Annotated in this window: 14 protein-coding genes and 1 pseudogene; 3 read left to right on the plus strand and 12 right to left on the minus strand. The window is 73.9% G+C overall.

Annotated features, from left to right (window positions below):
- Positions 1–69: 69 nt before the first annotated feature.
- The 5 genes and pseudogenes from IE265_RS07450 to infC all read right to left on the minus strand — a co-directional run bounded on the left by IE265_RS07450 (position 70) and on the right by infC (position 3,824).
- A complete protein-coding gene (locus tag IE265_RS07450) occupies positions 70–1,215 on the minus strand; it encodes a sensor histidine kinase (RefSeq protein ID WP_190034576.1) in 1,146 nt (381 codons plus the stop codon).
- Positions 1,216–1,294: 79 nt separating this feature from the next.
- Positions 1,295–2,137: a TrmH family RNA methyltransferase gene (locus IE265_RS07455; protein ID WP_190034577.1), complete on the minus strand. Its 843-nt coding sequence runs from the start codon at positions 2,135–2,137 to the stop codon at positions 1,295–1,297.
- Between the two features lie 164 nt (positions 2,138–2,301).
- Positions 2,302–2,685, minus strand: coding sequence for a 50S ribosomal protein L20 (gene rplT / locus IE265_RS07460; protein WP_003970214.1), 384 nt, complete (start codon positions 2,683–2,685; stop codon positions 2,302–2,304).
- Positions 2,686–2,780: 95 nt separating this feature from the next.
- Positions 2,781–2,975 (minus strand): 50S ribosomal protein L35, encoded by a 195-nt coding sequence (gene rpmI / locus IE265_RS07465; RefSeq protein ID WP_019065473.1) that lies wholly within the window; start codon positions 2,973–2,975, stop codon positions 2,781–2,783.
- Between the two features lie 131 nt (positions 2,976–3,106).
- Positions 3,107–3,824: pseudogene (infC, locus tag IE265_RS07470) on the minus strand (translation initiation factor IF-3).
- A 362-nt stretch (positions 3,825–4,186) separates the two neighbouring features.
- Here infC and IE265_RS07475 point away from each other — a divergent pair.
- Complete coding sequence (locus IE265_RS07475) at positions 4,187–4,561, plus strand: DUF1844 domain-containing protein (protein WP_190034578.1); 375 nt, start codon at positions 4,187–4,189, stop codon at positions 4,559–4,561.
- 32 nt (positions 4,562–4,593) lie between these two features.
- Here the strand turns inward: IE265_RS07475 and IE265_RS07480 are convergent, their stop codons facing one another.
- Positions 4,594–5,325, minus strand: a complete 732-nt coding sequence (locus IE265_RS07480; RefSeq protein ID WP_190034579.1) for an SseB family protein — start codon at positions 5,323–5,325, stop codon at positions 4,594–4,596.
- A gap of 170 nt (positions 5,326–5,495) precedes the next feature.
- Between IE265_RS07480 and IE265_RS07485 the strand changes: the two genes are divergently transcribed.
- Positions 5,496–6,458, plus strand: a complete 963-nt coding sequence (locus IE265_RS07485) for a serine hydrolase (RefSeq protein WP_190034580.1) — start codon at positions 5,496–5,498, stop codon at positions 6,456–6,458.
- Positions 6,459–6,462: 4 nt separating this feature from the next.
- Here the strand turns inward: IE265_RS07485 and mycP are convergent, their stop codons facing one another.
- Both mycP and IE265_RS07495 read right to left on the minus strand, forming a co-directional pair.
- A complete protein-coding gene (gene mycP / locus IE265_RS07490; protein WP_190034581.1) occupies positions 6,463–7,671 on the minus strand; it encodes a type VII secretion-associated serine protease mycosin in 1,209 nt (402 codons plus the stop codon).
- On the minus strand, positions 7,668–8,405 hold the full coding sequence (locus IE265_RS07495) for a hypothetical protein (RefSeq protein WP_229916079.1): 738 nt from the start codon (positions 8,403–8,405) through the stop codon (positions 7,668–7,670). Before IE265_RS07495 ends, mycP begins: the two co-directional genes overlap by 4 nt.
- A 1,430-nt stretch (positions 8,406–9,835) precedes the next feature.
- Here IE265_RS07495 and IE265_RS07500 point away from each other — a divergent pair.
- The gene (locus tag IE265_RS07500) at positions 9,836–11,038 is read left to right on the plus strand and encodes an amino acid deaminase/aldolase (protein WP_190034582.1); all 1,203 of its coding nucleotides are present in this window, start codon (positions 9,836–9,838) and stop codon (positions 11,036–11,038) included.
- Between the two features lie 3 nt (positions 11,039–11,041).
- Here IE265_RS07500 and IE265_RS07505 read toward each other — a convergent pair whose 3' ends face one another.
- From IE265_RS07505 to IE265_RS07520, 4 genes are all read right to left on the minus strand, one after another.
- Positions 11,042–11,953 carry a DUF2510 domain-containing protein gene (locus IE265_RS07505; RefSeq protein ID WP_190034809.1) on the minus strand — a complete coding sequence of 304 codons (912 nt, stop codon included), beginning with the start codon at positions 11,951–11,953 and terminating at the stop codon, positions 11,042–11,044.
- Positions 11,954–12,034: 81 nt separating this feature from the next.
- The gene (locus IE265_RS07510) at positions 12,035–12,826 is read right to left on the minus strand and encodes a 3-oxoacyl-ACP reductase (protein ID WP_190034583.1); all 792 of its coding nucleotides are present in this window, start codon (positions 12,824–12,826) and stop codon (positions 12,035–12,037) included.
- The gene (locus IE265_RS07515) at positions 12,823–14,202 is read right to left on the minus strand and encodes an aldehyde dehydrogenase family protein (RefSeq protein WP_190034584.1); all 1,380 of its coding nucleotides are present in this window, start codon (positions 14,200–14,202) and stop codon (positions 12,823–12,825) included. Before IE265_RS07515 ends, IE265_RS07510 begins: the two co-directional genes overlap by 4 nt.
- A gap of 11 nt (positions 14,203–14,213) precedes the next feature.
- Complete coding sequence (locus tag IE265_RS07520) at positions 14,214–15,578, minus strand: glutamine synthetase family protein (protein ID WP_190034585.1); 1,365 nt, start codon at positions 15,576–15,578, stop codon at positions 14,214–14,216.
- Positions 15,579–15,595: the final 17 nt, after the last annotated feature.

The following is a 15,595-nucleotide window of genomic DNA, read 5'->3' on the forward strand; positions in this document are numbered from 1 at the left end:
AAGACCGAGTCTAACGGGGGTGAGGTGTGCGAATGCGCCCGCGGGCGGCTCCGGCCGGGGAGGCCGGGCTCAGGCCAGATAGGCCGGGGTGCCCACGGGCAGCGTAAATCGGAACTGCGCGCCGCCCTCGGGGGCGCGGCCGACCGTGATGGTGCCGCCGTGGACCTCGACGATGCCCTTGACGATGTAGAGGCCGAGGCCGGTCCCGCCGCGCTTGCTGCCCCGCCAGAAGCGGGTAAAGACGCGGTTCATGGACTCCTCCGGGATGCCGGGGCCCTCGTCGCTCACCGTGACCGACGTGCAGACGTCCTCCCCTTCGCGGGGGGACGGCGCGGGCGCTACGTCGATGGTGACGGTTCCCTCCCCGTGGCGCACGGCATTTTCCAGCAGGTTGCTCAGCACCTGGTCGACCTTGTCGGGGTCGGCCCACAGGTCGGGCAGCGGCTGTCCGATGCGCAGCAGGAAGCGGTCGGCGGACTGCCCCGAGGCCACGTACGCCTGGATGTGCCGGCCGACGGCGGCGCCGATGTCGACGGGCTGGCGGCGCACCTCCAGGCGTCCGGAGTCGATGCGCGAGATGTCGAGGAGTTCGGCGATGAGCCGGGTGACGCGGTCGGCGTCGGCGTCGACCGTCTCCAGCATCAGCCTCTTCTGGTCGTCGGTGAACCGCTCCCACTTCGCGAGCAGGGTGGCGGTGAAGCCCTTCACGGAGGTGAGCGGCGAGCGCAGTTCGTGTGCGACCGTGGCGATCAGCTCGGCGTGGCTGCGCTCGGTGCGGCGGCGGGCCTCGGTGTCGCGCAGCGAGACGACCACGCGGCGGATCGGACCGGTGGGCCGCAGGCGCACGTACCGCGCCGAGACGAGGACCTCCCTGCCGCCGGGCAGCAGCAGATTGCGCTCGGGCTGGCCGACCCGGATCGCGAGCCCTCCGTACGGGTCGGTGAGCTGCCACCAGCGGCGCCCCTCCAGGTCCTCCAGTGGCAGGACCCGGTCGAGCTGCCGGCCCAGCGCGTCGGCTGCGGGGGTGGCGGTGATCCTGACGGCCGCGGCGTTGAAGCAGATCACGCGGCCGTGCTCGTCGGCTATCACGAGTCCGTCGGGGAGCTGGTCGGGGTCGAGGCCGAGTTCGGCGAGGTCTCCGTGCCGGGGCGCGGGCGCGCTCCGCACGTCGTGTGCCCGCAGTGCGCTCTTCGCACCGCTCGTGCCGACACTCATCCCCGTACCCCACCTCTCGTCTGGCGCAGGGCCCCCGAGCCCGTCACCCTACTAGCTGGGAGTGACGGAACGGACCCCCTCAGGCACGAGCACTGCGGGCACGCTGCGCTCGCGCCGACGCGTAGAGACATACGGCGGCGGCGGTCGCGAGGTTCAGACTCTCGGCCCGCCCGTGGATGGGTACGCGCACGACCGCGTCCGCCAGCGCGCGGGTCTCGGCCGGGAGCCCCCACGCCTCGTTCCCGAACACCCATGCGGTGGGTCCGCCCATGGTGCCCTTGTCGAGTTCGTCGTCCAGGTCGTCCTCGCCCGCGCCGTCGGCGGCCAGGACGCGCACGCCGGCCTCCTTGAGCCCGCGGACCGCGTCCTCCACCGGGACGCCGACCGCGACCGGCAGGTGGAACAGCGAACCGACCGACGCCCGCACGGACTTGGGGTTGTAGAGGTCCACGGACGCGTCGGTGAGCACGACGGCGTCGGCACCGGCGGCGTCGGCGCACCGCAGCACGGTCCCGGCGTTCCCCGGGTCGCGCACGTGGGCGAGCACGGCGACCAGTGCGGGCCGCGCCGCGAGGATGTCCTCGAACGGGGTGTCCAGGAAGCGGCAGACACCGACGAGCCCCTGCGGGGTGACGGTGGTCGAGATGTCGGCGACGACGTCCTCGGAGGCCAGGTGCACCCGGGCCCCGGTGTCCCGGGCCGCGCCCACGATGTCGGCGTAGCGGTCGGCGGCCTCGGGGGTGGCGAACAGCTCGACCAGTGCGGGCCCGCCGGCCGTCCGGTGGGCGGCGGCCTCCCGCACGGCCTGCGGCCCCTCGGCGAGGAACAGCCGGTCCTTGCCCCGGAAGTTCCGCTTGGCGAGCCGCCGCGCGGCGGACACCCGGGAGGACCGGGGGGAGATCAGCTCAGGGGCGGCGTCCATGCCGTTACGTCACCTTCGGTTCGCGAATGGGGTGCGGGACACGTGGTTCCGCCTGCTTCACGCGGCCGGGCCGGCCGCGCGGTGCGGGGCCCGTACGCACTCGGACCCGCAGGCCTGGTGGCCTGCGGGTCCGAGTCACATCCGGCTGGGGGCCGAGGTCGGTGTCACGCAGCCTTCGGCGCGTTGACGTCCGACGGCAGCGCCTTCTGGGCGACCTCGACGAGCGCGGCGAACGCGTTCGCGTCGTTGACGGCCAGCTCCGCGAGGATCTTGCGGTCCACCTCGATGTTGGCGGCCTTCAGACCCTGGATGAGGCGGTTGTACGTCATGCCGTTCTGGCGGGCCGCAGCGTTGATGCGCTGGATCCACAGCTGACGGAAGTCGCCCTTGCGCTTCTTGCGGTCGTTGTAGTTGTAGACCAGCGAGTGGGTGACCTGCTCCTTGGCCTTGCGGTACAGGCGCGAACGCTGACCGCGGTAGCCGGAGGCCGCCTCGAGGATTGCCCGGCGCTTCTTGTGGGCGTTGACTGCCCGCTTGACGCGTGCCACTTGTTAACTCCTTGTAGCGGGGCCGTGGGGAGACTCACACGGCCCGAAATCGATTGGGTCCCGGTCCAGACGTACGGCGCCGAGGCGCCGGTACGTCACTTGCCGAGAAGCTTCTTGATCTTCTTGGCGTCGCCCGGGGCCATCTCGGCGTTGCCGGTGAGGCGACGCGTCACACGGGACGACTTGTGCTCGAGCAGGTGGCGCTTGCCGGCGCGCTCGCGGAGCACCTTGCCGGAGCCGGTGATCTTGAAGCGCTTGCTGGCACCGCTGTGCGACTTGTTCTTCGGCATAGCGCCGTTCTCTCCTCGTCAGTGGCGTTCCTGTGCCCGGTCGCGAAACCGGGCACAACGGAACGTCATGTGTATGGGTTCACGTCCCCGGACTCGCGTCCGGAGACCCCCTTGGGACCTGCGTCCCGGGATCAGGCCTCGGCTGATGCCTCGGCCGGGGCCTCGGCGGTCTCGGCGTCCTCGGTGACCGTCTCGGTGCCTTCGGCATCCTCGATGTCGCCGTCCGCGGCGTTCTGCGAGCGACCCGGGTTGGCCTTCGCTTCCGCCTTGCGCGCCGCCTGGGCCTCACGGGCCTCGGCCATCGCCTCGGTCTTCTTCTTGTGCGGGCCGAGAACCATGATCATGTTCCGGCCGTCCTGCTTCGGGTTCGACTCGACGAAACCGAGGTCCGCGACATCCTCCGCGAGGCGCTGCAGCAGTCGGTAGCCGAGTTCCGGCCGGGACTGCTCGCGACCACGGAACATGATCGTGATCTTGACCTTGTCGCCCTGCTTGAGGAACCGGACGACGTGACCCTTTTTGGTGTCGTAGTCGTGCGGGTCGATCTTCGGCCGGAGCTTCATCTCCTTGATGACCGTGTGCGCCTGGTTCTTGCGCGCCTCACGGGCCTTCATGGCCGACTCGTACTTGAACTTGCCGTAGTCCATGAGCTTGCAGACCGGCGGACGCGCGGTCGCGGCCACCTCGACCAGGTCGAGGTCGTACTCCTGCGCAAGCTCCAGGGCCTTGGCAAGCGGAACGATCCCGACCTGCTCGCCGCTGGGACCGACAAGTCGTACCTCGGGAACGCGAATCCGGTCGTTGATGCGGGGCTCGGCGCTGATGGATCCTCCTCGGATAGCACCACACGGCTGTCTGGCAGACAGCTCGCGTACGTCTGTTTCACGGGACCAACCACCGCGGCGCATGAAAAATGCCCCGGACGGGACGCAGGCGGGGCTCCAAGGGTTACCGGAGCACCGCCGCGGTCAACCGCGGGGCGCATATTCGACGGCTCCATCGTCCGTACGGAACGATGGTGGCCGCCTGACCGGGTGACCCGCCGTCCCGGAGGGCGGTCGGGTGGGAGATCGGAGCCTCCACTTGCGGGCCGGGCACAGGAGTGTCCGGCCGGTCGTTACAGAAGGTTAGCAGCTCCCGGGGCAAGGCGCTAACCGGCCGTCGCCCACCTCCTGCCGAGGGGGTTCGCGCGGGGGCCTATCGTGTGGGGCATGAGTGACACCCCTCCCGAATCCCCCGAGTCCGCCGGCTCCCCCGACTTCGACGCCATGACCCGCGACATCGCGGAGGTGCCCGCGGTCGAGGTCCTCGTGACGGTCGCCGTCAACCTGATGAGCGCCGCCGCCGTGAAGCTCGGTCTGACGGAGGAGGGCGACAAGTACAAGGACCTCGACGAGGCCCGCAAGCTGGTGCACGCGCTCGCCGGACTGCTGGACGCCAGCGCGACGGAGATCAGCTCCTTCCACGCGGCCCCGCTGCGCGACGGCCTGAAGTCGCTCCAGCTCGCGTTCCGCGAGGCGTCCCTCGTACCGGACGAGCCGGGCCAGGGGCCGGGCGAGAAGTACACGGGTCCCGTCTTCGGCTGACCCTCCCCGCGGGGGAGGCCGGCGCGCCGCCCCTAGGAGCGTACGAACAAGGGCTCGCCCGGAGGCGTCGTCCCGGCCGGCAGGATCGCCAGGTCGAGGCCGCGCACCAGGCGGGCCCTCAGCGTCTCGTCCGCGGCCAGCCGCCGCGCCACCGCCCGGGCCGCCTCCGCCGGCTCCGCGGACTCCTCCAGGACTAGGGCCAGGGTGCCGTCCGCCCGGCCCGGGCCCAGGTAGGCGCTGTGCACCGTCGGCTCGGCGGCGACCGCCGAGCGCACGGCCGCGGTCACGGCGGGATCGGCGAGCGGGTCCGTCGTCGTACGCCCCTCGGCCAGCGCGAGCAGCGCGGGCCCCGTCAGCTCGTACGGGACCGGACCGGCCAGGTCGAGCACGAGGGTGTCGGCCTTCTCGTGCGCGGCGGCCTTCAGCGCTTGGTGCAGCGGTACGGCCACGGGACGCGCCCGCGGGTCCCAGCGGGCCAGCGACTCGGTGGACGTGAAGGCGGGCAGGGCCGTCCGGCCGCCCGCCTTCAGGGTGGGGACGGCCATGTCGCTGGTCTTCTCGCGGCGCAGCCCGTTCTCGTCCTCCTCCACCTCGCCGAGCACGGCGACGACGGGGACGAGCAGTCGGGCGCCCTTCAGGGCCGCCAGGACGGGAGCGTGCGCCGACCTGTCCTCGGCCCAGGCCGAGAGCGCGGCGCTGAGCCGGGGGTCGGCGGTGCCGTCGTCGTCGGAGAAGCCGGGGTCCGGGATGTTCTTGTTCGCCACGGGGACCGAGCCTAGCGCTGCCGGGGCGGGTGGCCGCCCGTGGGCCGATCGCACGGTTTGCCCGGACCGGAAACGAGGCGTTCACGGGTCGAGGGATTTCTCAGGAATCCCTGACACGCTTCTCACACACGCCTAACCGCACGCACAGCGCGGGGGCCCACGATCGCGGCATGTCCCCCCGCAGAGCACGGCCGCGCAGCGCCCGTCCGTCCCGCCGCAGGCGGCTCCTCCACGTGGGTGCGGCCTCCCTCGTGCTGCTGGGTGCCACGACCGCGGGGACGGCGTACGTGAGGGCCCACGACCGCGACGGCCTCGTATCGTCGTCCGCGGCACCCGAGGCGATGGAGGCGACCGTGGAACCAGGGACCGCGCCCACCCGCGCGAGCGGCTCGCCGTCGCAGGCGCCTCCCACTCCGGCCGCCGACCCCGACGCGCTGCTGGCCGAGGCGGTGGAGGCCGTGCCCCTGGAGGACGGGGCGAGGGTGTCCGTGGCCGTGCTGGACCTGGCGTCGGGCCGGAGCGCCATGTACGGGGACGCGGCGTTCGACACCGCGAGCATCGTGAAGGTCGACATCCTGGCCGCGCTGCTGCTGCTCGCCCAGGACGAGGACCGTGCGCTGACCGTTCAGGAGAAGGCGTACGCCTCCGCGATGATCCGCAGCAGCGACAACGCCTCCGCCACGGCCCTCTGGTACGCGATCGGCCGGGCGGAGGGCCTCGCCGCGGCGAACGAGCGGTTCGGACTGCGGGACACCGAGGGCGGGGACGGGGCGCTGTGGGGGCTCACCCGGACCACGGCCGCCGACCAGCTCGCGCTGCTCCGCCAGGTGTTCGGGAGCGACTCGGAACTGGACGAGGACGCGCGGGCCTATCTGCGCGAGCTGATGGGCGGCGTGGCCGAGGGGCAGGACTGGGGCGTCTCCGCCGCGGGGTCCGACTGCGCCCTCAAGAACGGCTGGCTGCCGCGGAGCACGACCGGGCTGTGGGACATCAACAGCGTGGGACGGGTGGCCGCGGACGGCCGCACGTACCTCGTCGTGGCGCTCTCCGACGGCAACTCCACGATGGCGAAGGGGATCTCGCTGGTGGAGGCGGTGTCCACGGCGGCGGTGGACGTGCTCGCGGACGCCTGACCGGCTACGCGGCGTCCTCGCGGCGCGGTCGGGAGCCCCGCCACAGGACGGTGGCCACGACCAGCAGGACGCCTCCGACGCCGCCGGCGAGGGGCCCGAGCCACGCGGTGGAGGCGCCCCCGTCCTTGCCGGTGTCCGGGCCCTCGCCGAAGTACTTGTCGTCGTGGGCCACCGGGCTCAGGCTCCCGGGCTTGAGCCCGGCGCTCCTGGCGACGGCCGCCGCGGGGTCGATGAAGCCGAAGCCCCGGGAGTCGTCACGTCCGCCCGAGGGGGCGTTGCGCGCCGTGTCCTGCAGCAGCTTCTTGATCTGGGCCGGGGACAGCCCGGGGCGGGCCGCCTCGATGAGGGCGACGGCCCCGGAGACGAAGGCCGAGGCGGCGCTGGTCCCCCAGCCCTCGTAGTACTTGCGGTCCGGGTCGGCGATGACGACGTCGACGCCGGGCGCGCTGACCGTGGCGTACCAGCGGCGGGTGGAGAACGGGGCGCGGGTGCCGTACCGGTCGACGGCCGTCGCGGCGATCACGCCCGGGTAGGCCGCCGGGTAGGAGATGTGGTCGCCCTTCTCGCCGCCGTTGCCCGCCGAGGCGACGACGACGGCGCCCTTCCTGAGGGCGTACTGGACGGCCGCGTCCTCGGACGCCTCCGGGTGGGCGGACTTGGAGTCGTCGCCCAGTGAGAGGTTGATGACGTCGGCGCCGTGGTCCGCGGCCCACCGGATGCCCTCGGCGAGGGCGTTGCCGCGGTTGCTGCGGGCCTTGCCGCGGGACGAGTCGCCGTCCTCCAGGATCACGCGGACGGGCAGGATCCTGGCCTCGGGGGCGATGCCCATGACGCCGTCCGCGTTGCCGGCACCGTGGCCGTGGCCCGCGATGATGCCCGCCATCGCGGTGCCGTGCCGGGCCCAGGCGCGGTCGCCGCGGCCCGCGCCGAAGCCCACCATGTCCTTGCCCTCCAGGACGTTGCCCGCCAGGTCGGGGTGCCGGTCGTCCACGCCCGTGTCGAGCACGGCGACCGTGACGCCCTCCCCCTTGGTCGTACGCCAGACCTCCTGCGTGTGCATCGCCTCCAGTGCCCACTGCTGGGCGCGGATGCCGTCCGCGTGGGCGGCGGTGGGGGGCAGCAGCGCGAGGGTGGAGGCCAGCAGGACGACGAGGAGTCCCGCGCGGCGGGGCCCGGGGCGGCGCGCCGTGCGGGGTGCGGCGGTGCGGGTCATGACGGCTCCTCCCCGGCAGGGTCGACGGACTTGCGCAGGCTCCGCTCCACGCGGTCGGCGAGTCCCCGGGCGTCGTGGCCCAGGCCCGCCTGCGCGGGCGACTTGGTCGAGTCGGCCTTCATCGCGTCCTCTGCGGGCAGCGGTTCGCCGACCGTGCGGCCGTCGGCGAAGCCGGAGACCGCGTACACGACGACCGGGGCGTCGGTCAGCACCGACAGCGTCCACGACGCGCGCTGTCCGTCGCCGAACCCGGCGGCGGCCCCGTCCGCGGGGGCGTACGGGCGGGGCATGAGGTCGCGCCGCCGGTCGAGGCCCTGCTTCTCGAACCGGGTGCGCAGCGCCGCCATGGCCGCGGAGTCCGCCTTGGTGAACAGCAGGCCCACCGTCGTGACATGGCTGCGGGTGGCGTCCGTGTAGGTCGCGCGCAGCAGCCGCAGGCAGCCCACGGGGGCGAGGGCCTTGCGCAGCAGGGGGTCGAAGGCCTTCTTGCAGCCGCTGTCCGGGGCCACGGCGACCCGGGTCCACACCCGGTCGGAGCCGCCGGGTCCCGCGCCCTCGCCGCGCACGGTGGGCGGGAAGAGCTTGTCCACGGGGCTGCTGTGCCACAGGTCGCCGGCCGCGGCGAACGCGTTCCGTCTCCCGTCGCCGTCCGTGCCGTCGCCGGTGAGCCAACTCCCGGTGGCCGCGCCGCCGATGAGCCCGAGCCCGAGCACCACGCAGGCAGCGGCGGCCACGACCCGGGAGCGCCGGCGGGGAGCCGCGGCGGGCGGGCCGGGTTCCGGGTCGAACGCGCCGGGGGGCGGGAAGGAGTCGAACGGCCGGGGGGCCGGGATGCCGGGAGCCGGGGCCTGTGCGCCGGGGTTCCGTACCTCGGGGCTCCGTACTTCGGGGCTCCGTGCGTACGGGGCGGGCCAGGAGGGGTCGGTGAAGGACTCGCCTCCGGGCGGGCGCGCGCCCGCGGGAGGCGTGCGGGATGCCGATGGAGGCGTGCGGGGCGCCGCGGGAGGGCCGGCGGGCAGGGTGCGCAGCCGGGTCGTGTCCTCCGAGGGCGCCGCGGTGCGTCGCGCGGCGGGGTGCAGGGTGCTGGGCCTGGGCGGTATGGGGCGTCCGGCCCGGCCGTCCGTGTCGAATGCGTCGGCCCTGCCTGCCGTGCTGCCCGTGCCGACCGGCGCGGACGTCGGGACGGCGCGCGGCTCCCGGGTGCCCGGCGCGGAAGGCTGCGCGGTCGCCGGAGCGGGCGGGAGCGGAGGGCCCTCGGGCCGCCGGGGCGGGCGGACGGCCGCACGCTCGCGGGACGCGCCGGGGGCCGTGCCCGGTGCGGTGGCGGGGCCGGGCGGGGCGGACCGCTCCCCGCCCTCGGGCCGGGGGACACGGGGTCCGGTGGCGGGGCGCGGCGGAAGCCCGGCCCCCCGGGAGGTGTGCGGTGCCGTGCCGGGGCCGGTGGCGGGGCGCGGCGGGACCGTCCCGGGTGCGGCGCCCTGTCCGGGCCCGCGCGGATCGCCCGCCGGGCGGGGCGGCAGGCCGGTGCCCCAGAAGTCCGTGCGCGGCGGGCGCGGGTCGGTCGACGGGCGCGGCGGGGCGTCCGGACGGCGCGGGGAGGCCGGCGGCGGGGTGTCGGGGAACCGCGCGGAGGCCGGTGGCGGCGGGGGCGTCCGGGGCGACGGCGGCTGTTCGCCGGTGGGCCGCAGGCTCGGGAAGCGCGCCTCGGGCGGTGTGTCCGGGGCACCGGGTCGCGGCGCGGCGCCCGGCCGGTGCTGCCACGGGGCGGGGCCGTCGGGTTCGCGGGCGGTGCGCGGGCCGGGGGCGTGCTCGTCGGTGCCGTCCTGGGCACGCGTCCCGTCCGGCCGACGCGCGGCTTCGGTGGACCCGGATTCCTGTGACCCGTCGGGCCGGTCCGCCGACTCGCCCGCGGAGGGCGGCCCTGGCGGTGTGGACGGGTGCGGCGGATGCGAGGCGCGGCGCGCTTCCGTGCTCATGCACCCCCCGTTTCCTCGGCCCCGGGCGACCGGCCCGCCGAAGGAACCCCTCCGGAACCGTTCCCTGCTTGCGTGCGCGTCACTCTACGGGTTGACGACGCGGGAGTGGGAACCAGTCCGCAGGCCCGGAGGCATCTGCCCGGAACGTCCCCCTACCCTGCGGTAATCAGGTCTGGCAGGCTTCGCCCATGACTGCCCGCGCCGCCGACCGGGCCCGCTACGACCGGGCCACCGCTCACCTAGACGCCCCCCTCGCGATCGTGGATCTCGAGGCCTTCGACGCCAACGCGGACGACCTCGTACGGCGGGCGGGCGGCAAACCCGTACGCGTGGCGAGCAAGTCCGTGCGCTGCCGCGCGCTCCTGGAGCGCGTGCTCGCCCGGGACGGCTTCGCGGGGATCATGTCCTTCACGCTCGCCGAATCGCTGTGGCTGGCCCGCTCCGGCTTCGACGACGTGCTGCTCGCCTACCCGTCCGCGGACCGCAAGGGGTACGCGGAGCTGACGAACGACCCCAAGCTCGCGGGTGCCGTCACCGTGATGATCGACGACCCGGCGCAGTTGCGGCTGATCGACGAGGCGCGCGACGGCGGGCGCGAAGTGGTGCGGGTGTGCCTGGAGTTGGACACCGCGCTGCGGATGTTCGGCGGCCGGGTGCGGGTCGGCGCGCGCCGCTCGCCGCTGCACTCCCCCGCCCAGGTCGCCGATCTGGCCCGTACGGTCGCCCGGATGCCCGGGTTCGCGCTGGTCGGGATCATGGCGTACGAAGGGCACATCGCCGGGGTGGGCGACGCGCTGCGCGGGCGGCCGCTGCGTTCGCGCGCGATCCGGCTGATGCAGGCCACGGCCCGCAAGGAGCTGGCCGCGCGGCGCGCGGACGTCGTGCGGGCCGTGCGTGCCGTCGCGCCGGACCTGGAGTTCGTCAACGGGGGCGGCACCGGCAGTGTCCAGCACACCGCGGCGGAGGACTCGGTGACCGAGATCGCGGCGGGTTCGGGACTGTACCTCCCGCGCCTCTTCGACAACTACACGTCGTTCAGCGGGCGTCCGGCCGCGCTCTTCGCACAGCCCGTCGTCCGCAGGCCGGGGGTGGGTGTCGTGACCGTGCTGGGCGGCGGCTACCCCGCCTCGGGCGCGGCGGGCCAGGACCGGCTGCCCGTGCCCCATCTCCCGGAGGGCCTGTCCTACGACCCGCAGGAGGCGGCAGGCGAGGTCCAGACGCCACTGCTCGGCGCGCCCGCCGACGACCTGCTGATCGGCGACAAGGTGTGGTTCCGGCACGCGAAGGCCGGGGAGCTGTGCGAGCGGTTCGACGTGCTGCACCTCGTGGAGGGCGAGACGGTGACCGCGACCGTCCCGACGTACCGCGGGGAGGGGCACACCTTCCTGTGACGGCTAGCGGGAGGGCCCGATGCTGCTGCCCACGCCGCCGCCGGTGTCCGCGTCGCCGACCGCCCGTATCCCCTTGGTGATCCGGTCCATGTCGGCGAGCGGCGGGCCGTCCTCGCCCGCGTCGAACACGTACCGGACGACGATCGGCGCCTGCGCGCCGACGCTGGACGGGAACACCGTCGACTGGACGTAGCCCCCGGGGCCCGCCCCGGTGGTGACCCGCCAGCGCACGAAGTAGCCGGCCCGGCCCGCGACGGCGACCGGTCCCTGGGCCACGCGCTTGTGGGACGTGATGCCGTGGAAGGGCCGCCGGTCGACCCGGTCGCGGTCGTAGGCCAGGTCGGCGGCCTCGGAGATGTCGTCCTTGGCGAGCGCCTCGGGGGACGTCTCGTCGTTCTGGGTCACCGTGCGGGAGCTGACGACGCCGTGCCGGCACAGGCCGTCGTCGCCCGGGCAGTCGTACGTCCCCGGGGTGGTCATCAGCACCTCGGGGTCGCTGACGTTCTCGGGCGCGGCCCAGCCGTCGAGGAGCGGCAGGGTGATGCCGTTGAGTTCGTCGACGACCGCGGTCGGGTCGTCGGCGGGTGTCCTCGAGGGGGACGGCGAGGGGGCCCTCGGGGTGGCGTCCGGCGCGGCGCCCGTGGCCGCCGGCACGCCGTCGGACTCCGGGACGCCGGTGTCCCCGCTCAGGACGACGGCGCCCGTGACGATCACCGCGGTCAGCACGGCCGCGGCGGCGGTGAGGACGACCGGCCTCGTGCGGAGGTGACCGCCGGCCGGGGCCGACCGGACGTGTGTCGGCGGTTGTCCCGGCGCCTCGGGGGTGCGGCGGTGCTCGGTCCAGGCGGTCCCGTCCCACCAGCGCTCGACGTGCGGGGCCGAGGGGTCGCGGTACCAGCCGGGCGGCGTCGTCATGCTCATCCCGGCACTCTAGGCGGACCGTAGCCGTGCCGTGCGCGGCGGCCGGTCGGGGGCGCGGCCGCCGCGGGGGAGCGGCTACACGGGGGTCACGTACGCCCCCGAGATCCCGCCGTCCACGAGGAAGTCCGAGGCGTTCACGAACGAGGAGTCGTCGCTCGCGAGGAACGCGACGGCTGCGGCGATCTCGTCGGCCTCGGCGAACCGACCGACGGGAATGTGCACGAGGCGGCGCGCGGCGCGCTCCGGGTCCTTGGCGAACAGCTCCCGCAGGAGCGGGGTGTTGACGGGGCCTGGGCACAGGGCGTTGACCCGGATGCCCTCGCGCGCGAACTGCACGCCCAGCTCGCGGGACATGGCGAGCACTCCGCCCTTGGACGCGGTGTACGAGATCTGCGAGGTCGCGGCGCCCATGCGCGCGACGAAGGACGCGGTGTTGATGATCGAGCCCCGGCCCTGGCGCCGCATGTAGGGGATCGCGGCCTTGCAGCACAGGAAGACGGAGGTGAGGTTGACGTCCTGGACGCGCTTCCAGGCCTCCAGGCCCGTGTCGAGGATCGAGTCGTCGTCGGGGGGCGAGATGCCCGCGTTGTTGAAGGCGACGTCGACGCTGCCGTAGGTGTCGTAGGCCGCCTTGAACAGGGCCTCGACCTGTTCGGGGTCGGTGACGTCCGCCTCGACGAAGAGTCCGCCGACCTCCTCGGCGGCCGCCCTGCCGCGCGGCCCGTCGACGTCCGCGCAGACGACGTGGGCGCCCTCGGAGGCGAGCCGGCGGGCGGTCGCGAGTCCGATGCCGCTGCCCGCGCCGGTGACGACGGCGGTGCGGCCGACCAGGCGGCGGCAGATGATTCCCTCGGTGGCTTCGGTCACTGTGCGGGGCCCTCCGTGCTGATGAAGACGTTCTTGGTCTCGGTGAAGGCGGTGAGGGCGTCCGGGCCCAGTTCGCGGCCGATGCCCGACTGCTTGAAGCCGCCGAACGGGGTCCAGTAGCGGACGCTGGAGTGGGAGTTGACGGACAGGTTGCCGGCGCGGACGGCGGCCGACACCCGCAGGGCGCGGCCCACGTCCCTGGTCCAGATGGAGCCGGACAGGCCGTGGTCGGTGGCGTTGGCGAGCCGTACGGCGTCGGCCTCGTCGTCGAAGGGCAGGACCACGGCGACGGGTCCGAAGACCTCCTCGACGGCGACGCGCGCCCGCGGGTCGACGCCGGTGAGCACGGTGGGCGGGAACCAGTAGCCGGGCCCCCTCGGCGCCGTCCCCCTGATGCCGGCGAGGTCGTCGGTCACGTACGAGCGCACACGCTCCAGTTGGGGGCGGGAGATGAGGGGGCCCATGTCGGTCCGCTCGTCGGCCGGGTCGCCGACGACGACCGACTCGACGGCCGGGGCGAGGAGTTCGAGGAAGCGGTCGTGGACGTCCCGCTGCACGAGGATGCGGGTACGTGCGCAGCAGTCCTGGCCCGAGTTGTCGAGGAACGACATGGGGGCGGCCGCCGCGGCGGCCTCGATGTCGGCGTCGGCGAAGACGATGTTGGGGCTCTTGCCGCCGAGTTCGAGGGTGACGCGCTTGAGCAGGGCCGAGCTCCTGGCCAGCACCTGCCTGCCCACGGCGGCGGACCCCGTGAAGACGATCTTCGCGACGCCGGGGTGGTCGACCAGCGCGGTGCCCGCGACGGGCCCCGCCCCCGGGAGCACTTGGAGGAGGTGCTCCGGAAGGCCTGCCTCCAGGGCGAGTTCGGCCAGCCGCAGCGCGGTGAGCGGGGTCGTCTCGGCGGGCTTCAGGACGACGGCGTTGCCCGCCGCGAGCGCCGGTGCGGCGCCCCAGGCCGCGATCGGCATGGGGAAGTTCCAGGGCACGATGACACCGACGACGCCCAGCGGTTCGAGGATCGTGACGTCGAGGCCGCCGGCCACCGGGATCTGCCGGCCGGTGAGCCGCTCCACTCCCCCGGCGGCGTAGTCGAGCAGGTCGCGGACGTTGCCCGCCTCCCAGCGGGCGTTGCCGATGGTGTGGCCGGCCTCGCGGACCTCCAACAGGGCCAGTTCCTCGACGTGTTCGTCGACGACGACCGCGAACCGGCGCAGCAGCCGGGCCCGTTCGCCGGGCGCCAGGGCCGCCCACCGGACCTGTGCCCGCGCGGCCCGGACGACGGCGGCGTCCACGTCGGCCGCGCCGGCGCCGGTGACGGTGGCGACGACGTCCTCGGTCGCCGGGTTGAGTACCTGGAGCTCGTACGGCTGCGACAACGAAGGGCCTCTCACATGCGTTCGAAGGAGCGGCGCAGCTCCCAGTCGGTCACCGCGGCGTCGAAGGCGTCCAGCTCGACGCGCGCCATGTTGCGGTAGTGCGCGACGACCGCGTCGCCGAACGCGGCACGGGCGATGGGGCTGTTCTCCCAGAGTTCGGCGGCCTCGCGCAGGGTGCCGGGCACATGCGCGTAGTCCCCCGCGTAGGCGTTGCCCGTGCAGGCCTCGGGAAGTTCGAGGCCCTGCTCGATGCCGTGCAGGCCGGCGGCCACGAGGCCGGCGACGGCCAGGTGCGGGTTGACGTCCCCGCCGGGCAGCCGGTTCTCGAAGCGGGTCGAGCGGCCGTGCCCGACGACCCGCAGCGCGCAGGTGCGGTTGTCGTGGCCCCAGGCGACGGCGGTCGGCGCGAAGGAGCCGCGCTGGAACCGCTTGTACGAGTTGATGTGCGGCGCGTAGAGGAGGGAGAAGTCGCGCAGCGCCGCGAGCTGTCCCGCGAGGAAGTGCCGCATGGTGTCGGACATGCCGTCCGTGCCCTTGCCCGCCATGACGTTGGTGCCGTCGGCGTCGGTGAGCGAGAGGTGGATGTGGCAGGAGTTGCCCTCGCGCTCGTTGTACTTGGCCATGAAGGTCAGCGAGACGCCCTCCTGGGCGGCGATCTCCTTGGCCCCGGTCTTGTAGACGGCGTGCTGGTCGCAGGTGACCAGGGCCTCGTCGTAGCGGAACACGATCTCGTGCTGGCCCGGGTTGCACTCGCCCTTGGCGGACTCGACGGTCAGCCCGGCGGCGGCCATCTCGTTGCGGATGCGGCGCAGCAGCGGCTCTATCCGGCCGGTCCCGAGCACCGAGTAGTCGATGTTGTACTGGTTGGCCGGCGTGAGTCCGCGGTAGTTCGCGTCCCACGCCTGCTCGTAGGTGTCCTTGAAGACGATGAACTCCAGCTCGGTGCCCACCTGCGCGGTGAGGCCGTGCTCGGCGAGCCGCTCCAGCTGGCGGCGGAGGATCTGGCGGGGTGCCGCGAGGACGGGCCGGCCGTTGTCCCAGGCGAGGTCGGCGAGGACCATGGCCGTCCCGGCGTTCCAAGGGACCCTGCGCAGCGTGCCGAGGTCGGGATGCATCGCGAAGTCGCCGTAGCCGCGCTCCCAGGACGACATCTCGTATCCGTCGACCGTGTTCATCTCGGTGTCGACCGCGAGGAGGTAGTTGCAGCCCTCGGTGCCGTGCTGGAGGACTTCGTCGAGGAAGAAGCGGGCGGCGAACCGCTTCCCCTGGAGCCGCCCCTGCATGTCCGGGAACGCCAGGACCACCGTGTCGATCTCGCCGCCCGCGACGAGGGCGTGCAGTTCCTCGACACTCAGGGGTGGTGTGCGGTCTGCCACGGGAAGGCTCCTTCGGT

This window comes from Streptomyces fructofermentans, from assembly GCF_014651055.1.
In the GTDB taxonomy this organism is placed as follows: domain Bacteria; phylum Actinomycetota; class Actinomycetes; order Streptomycetales; family Streptomycetaceae; genus Streptomyces; species Streptomyces fructofermentans.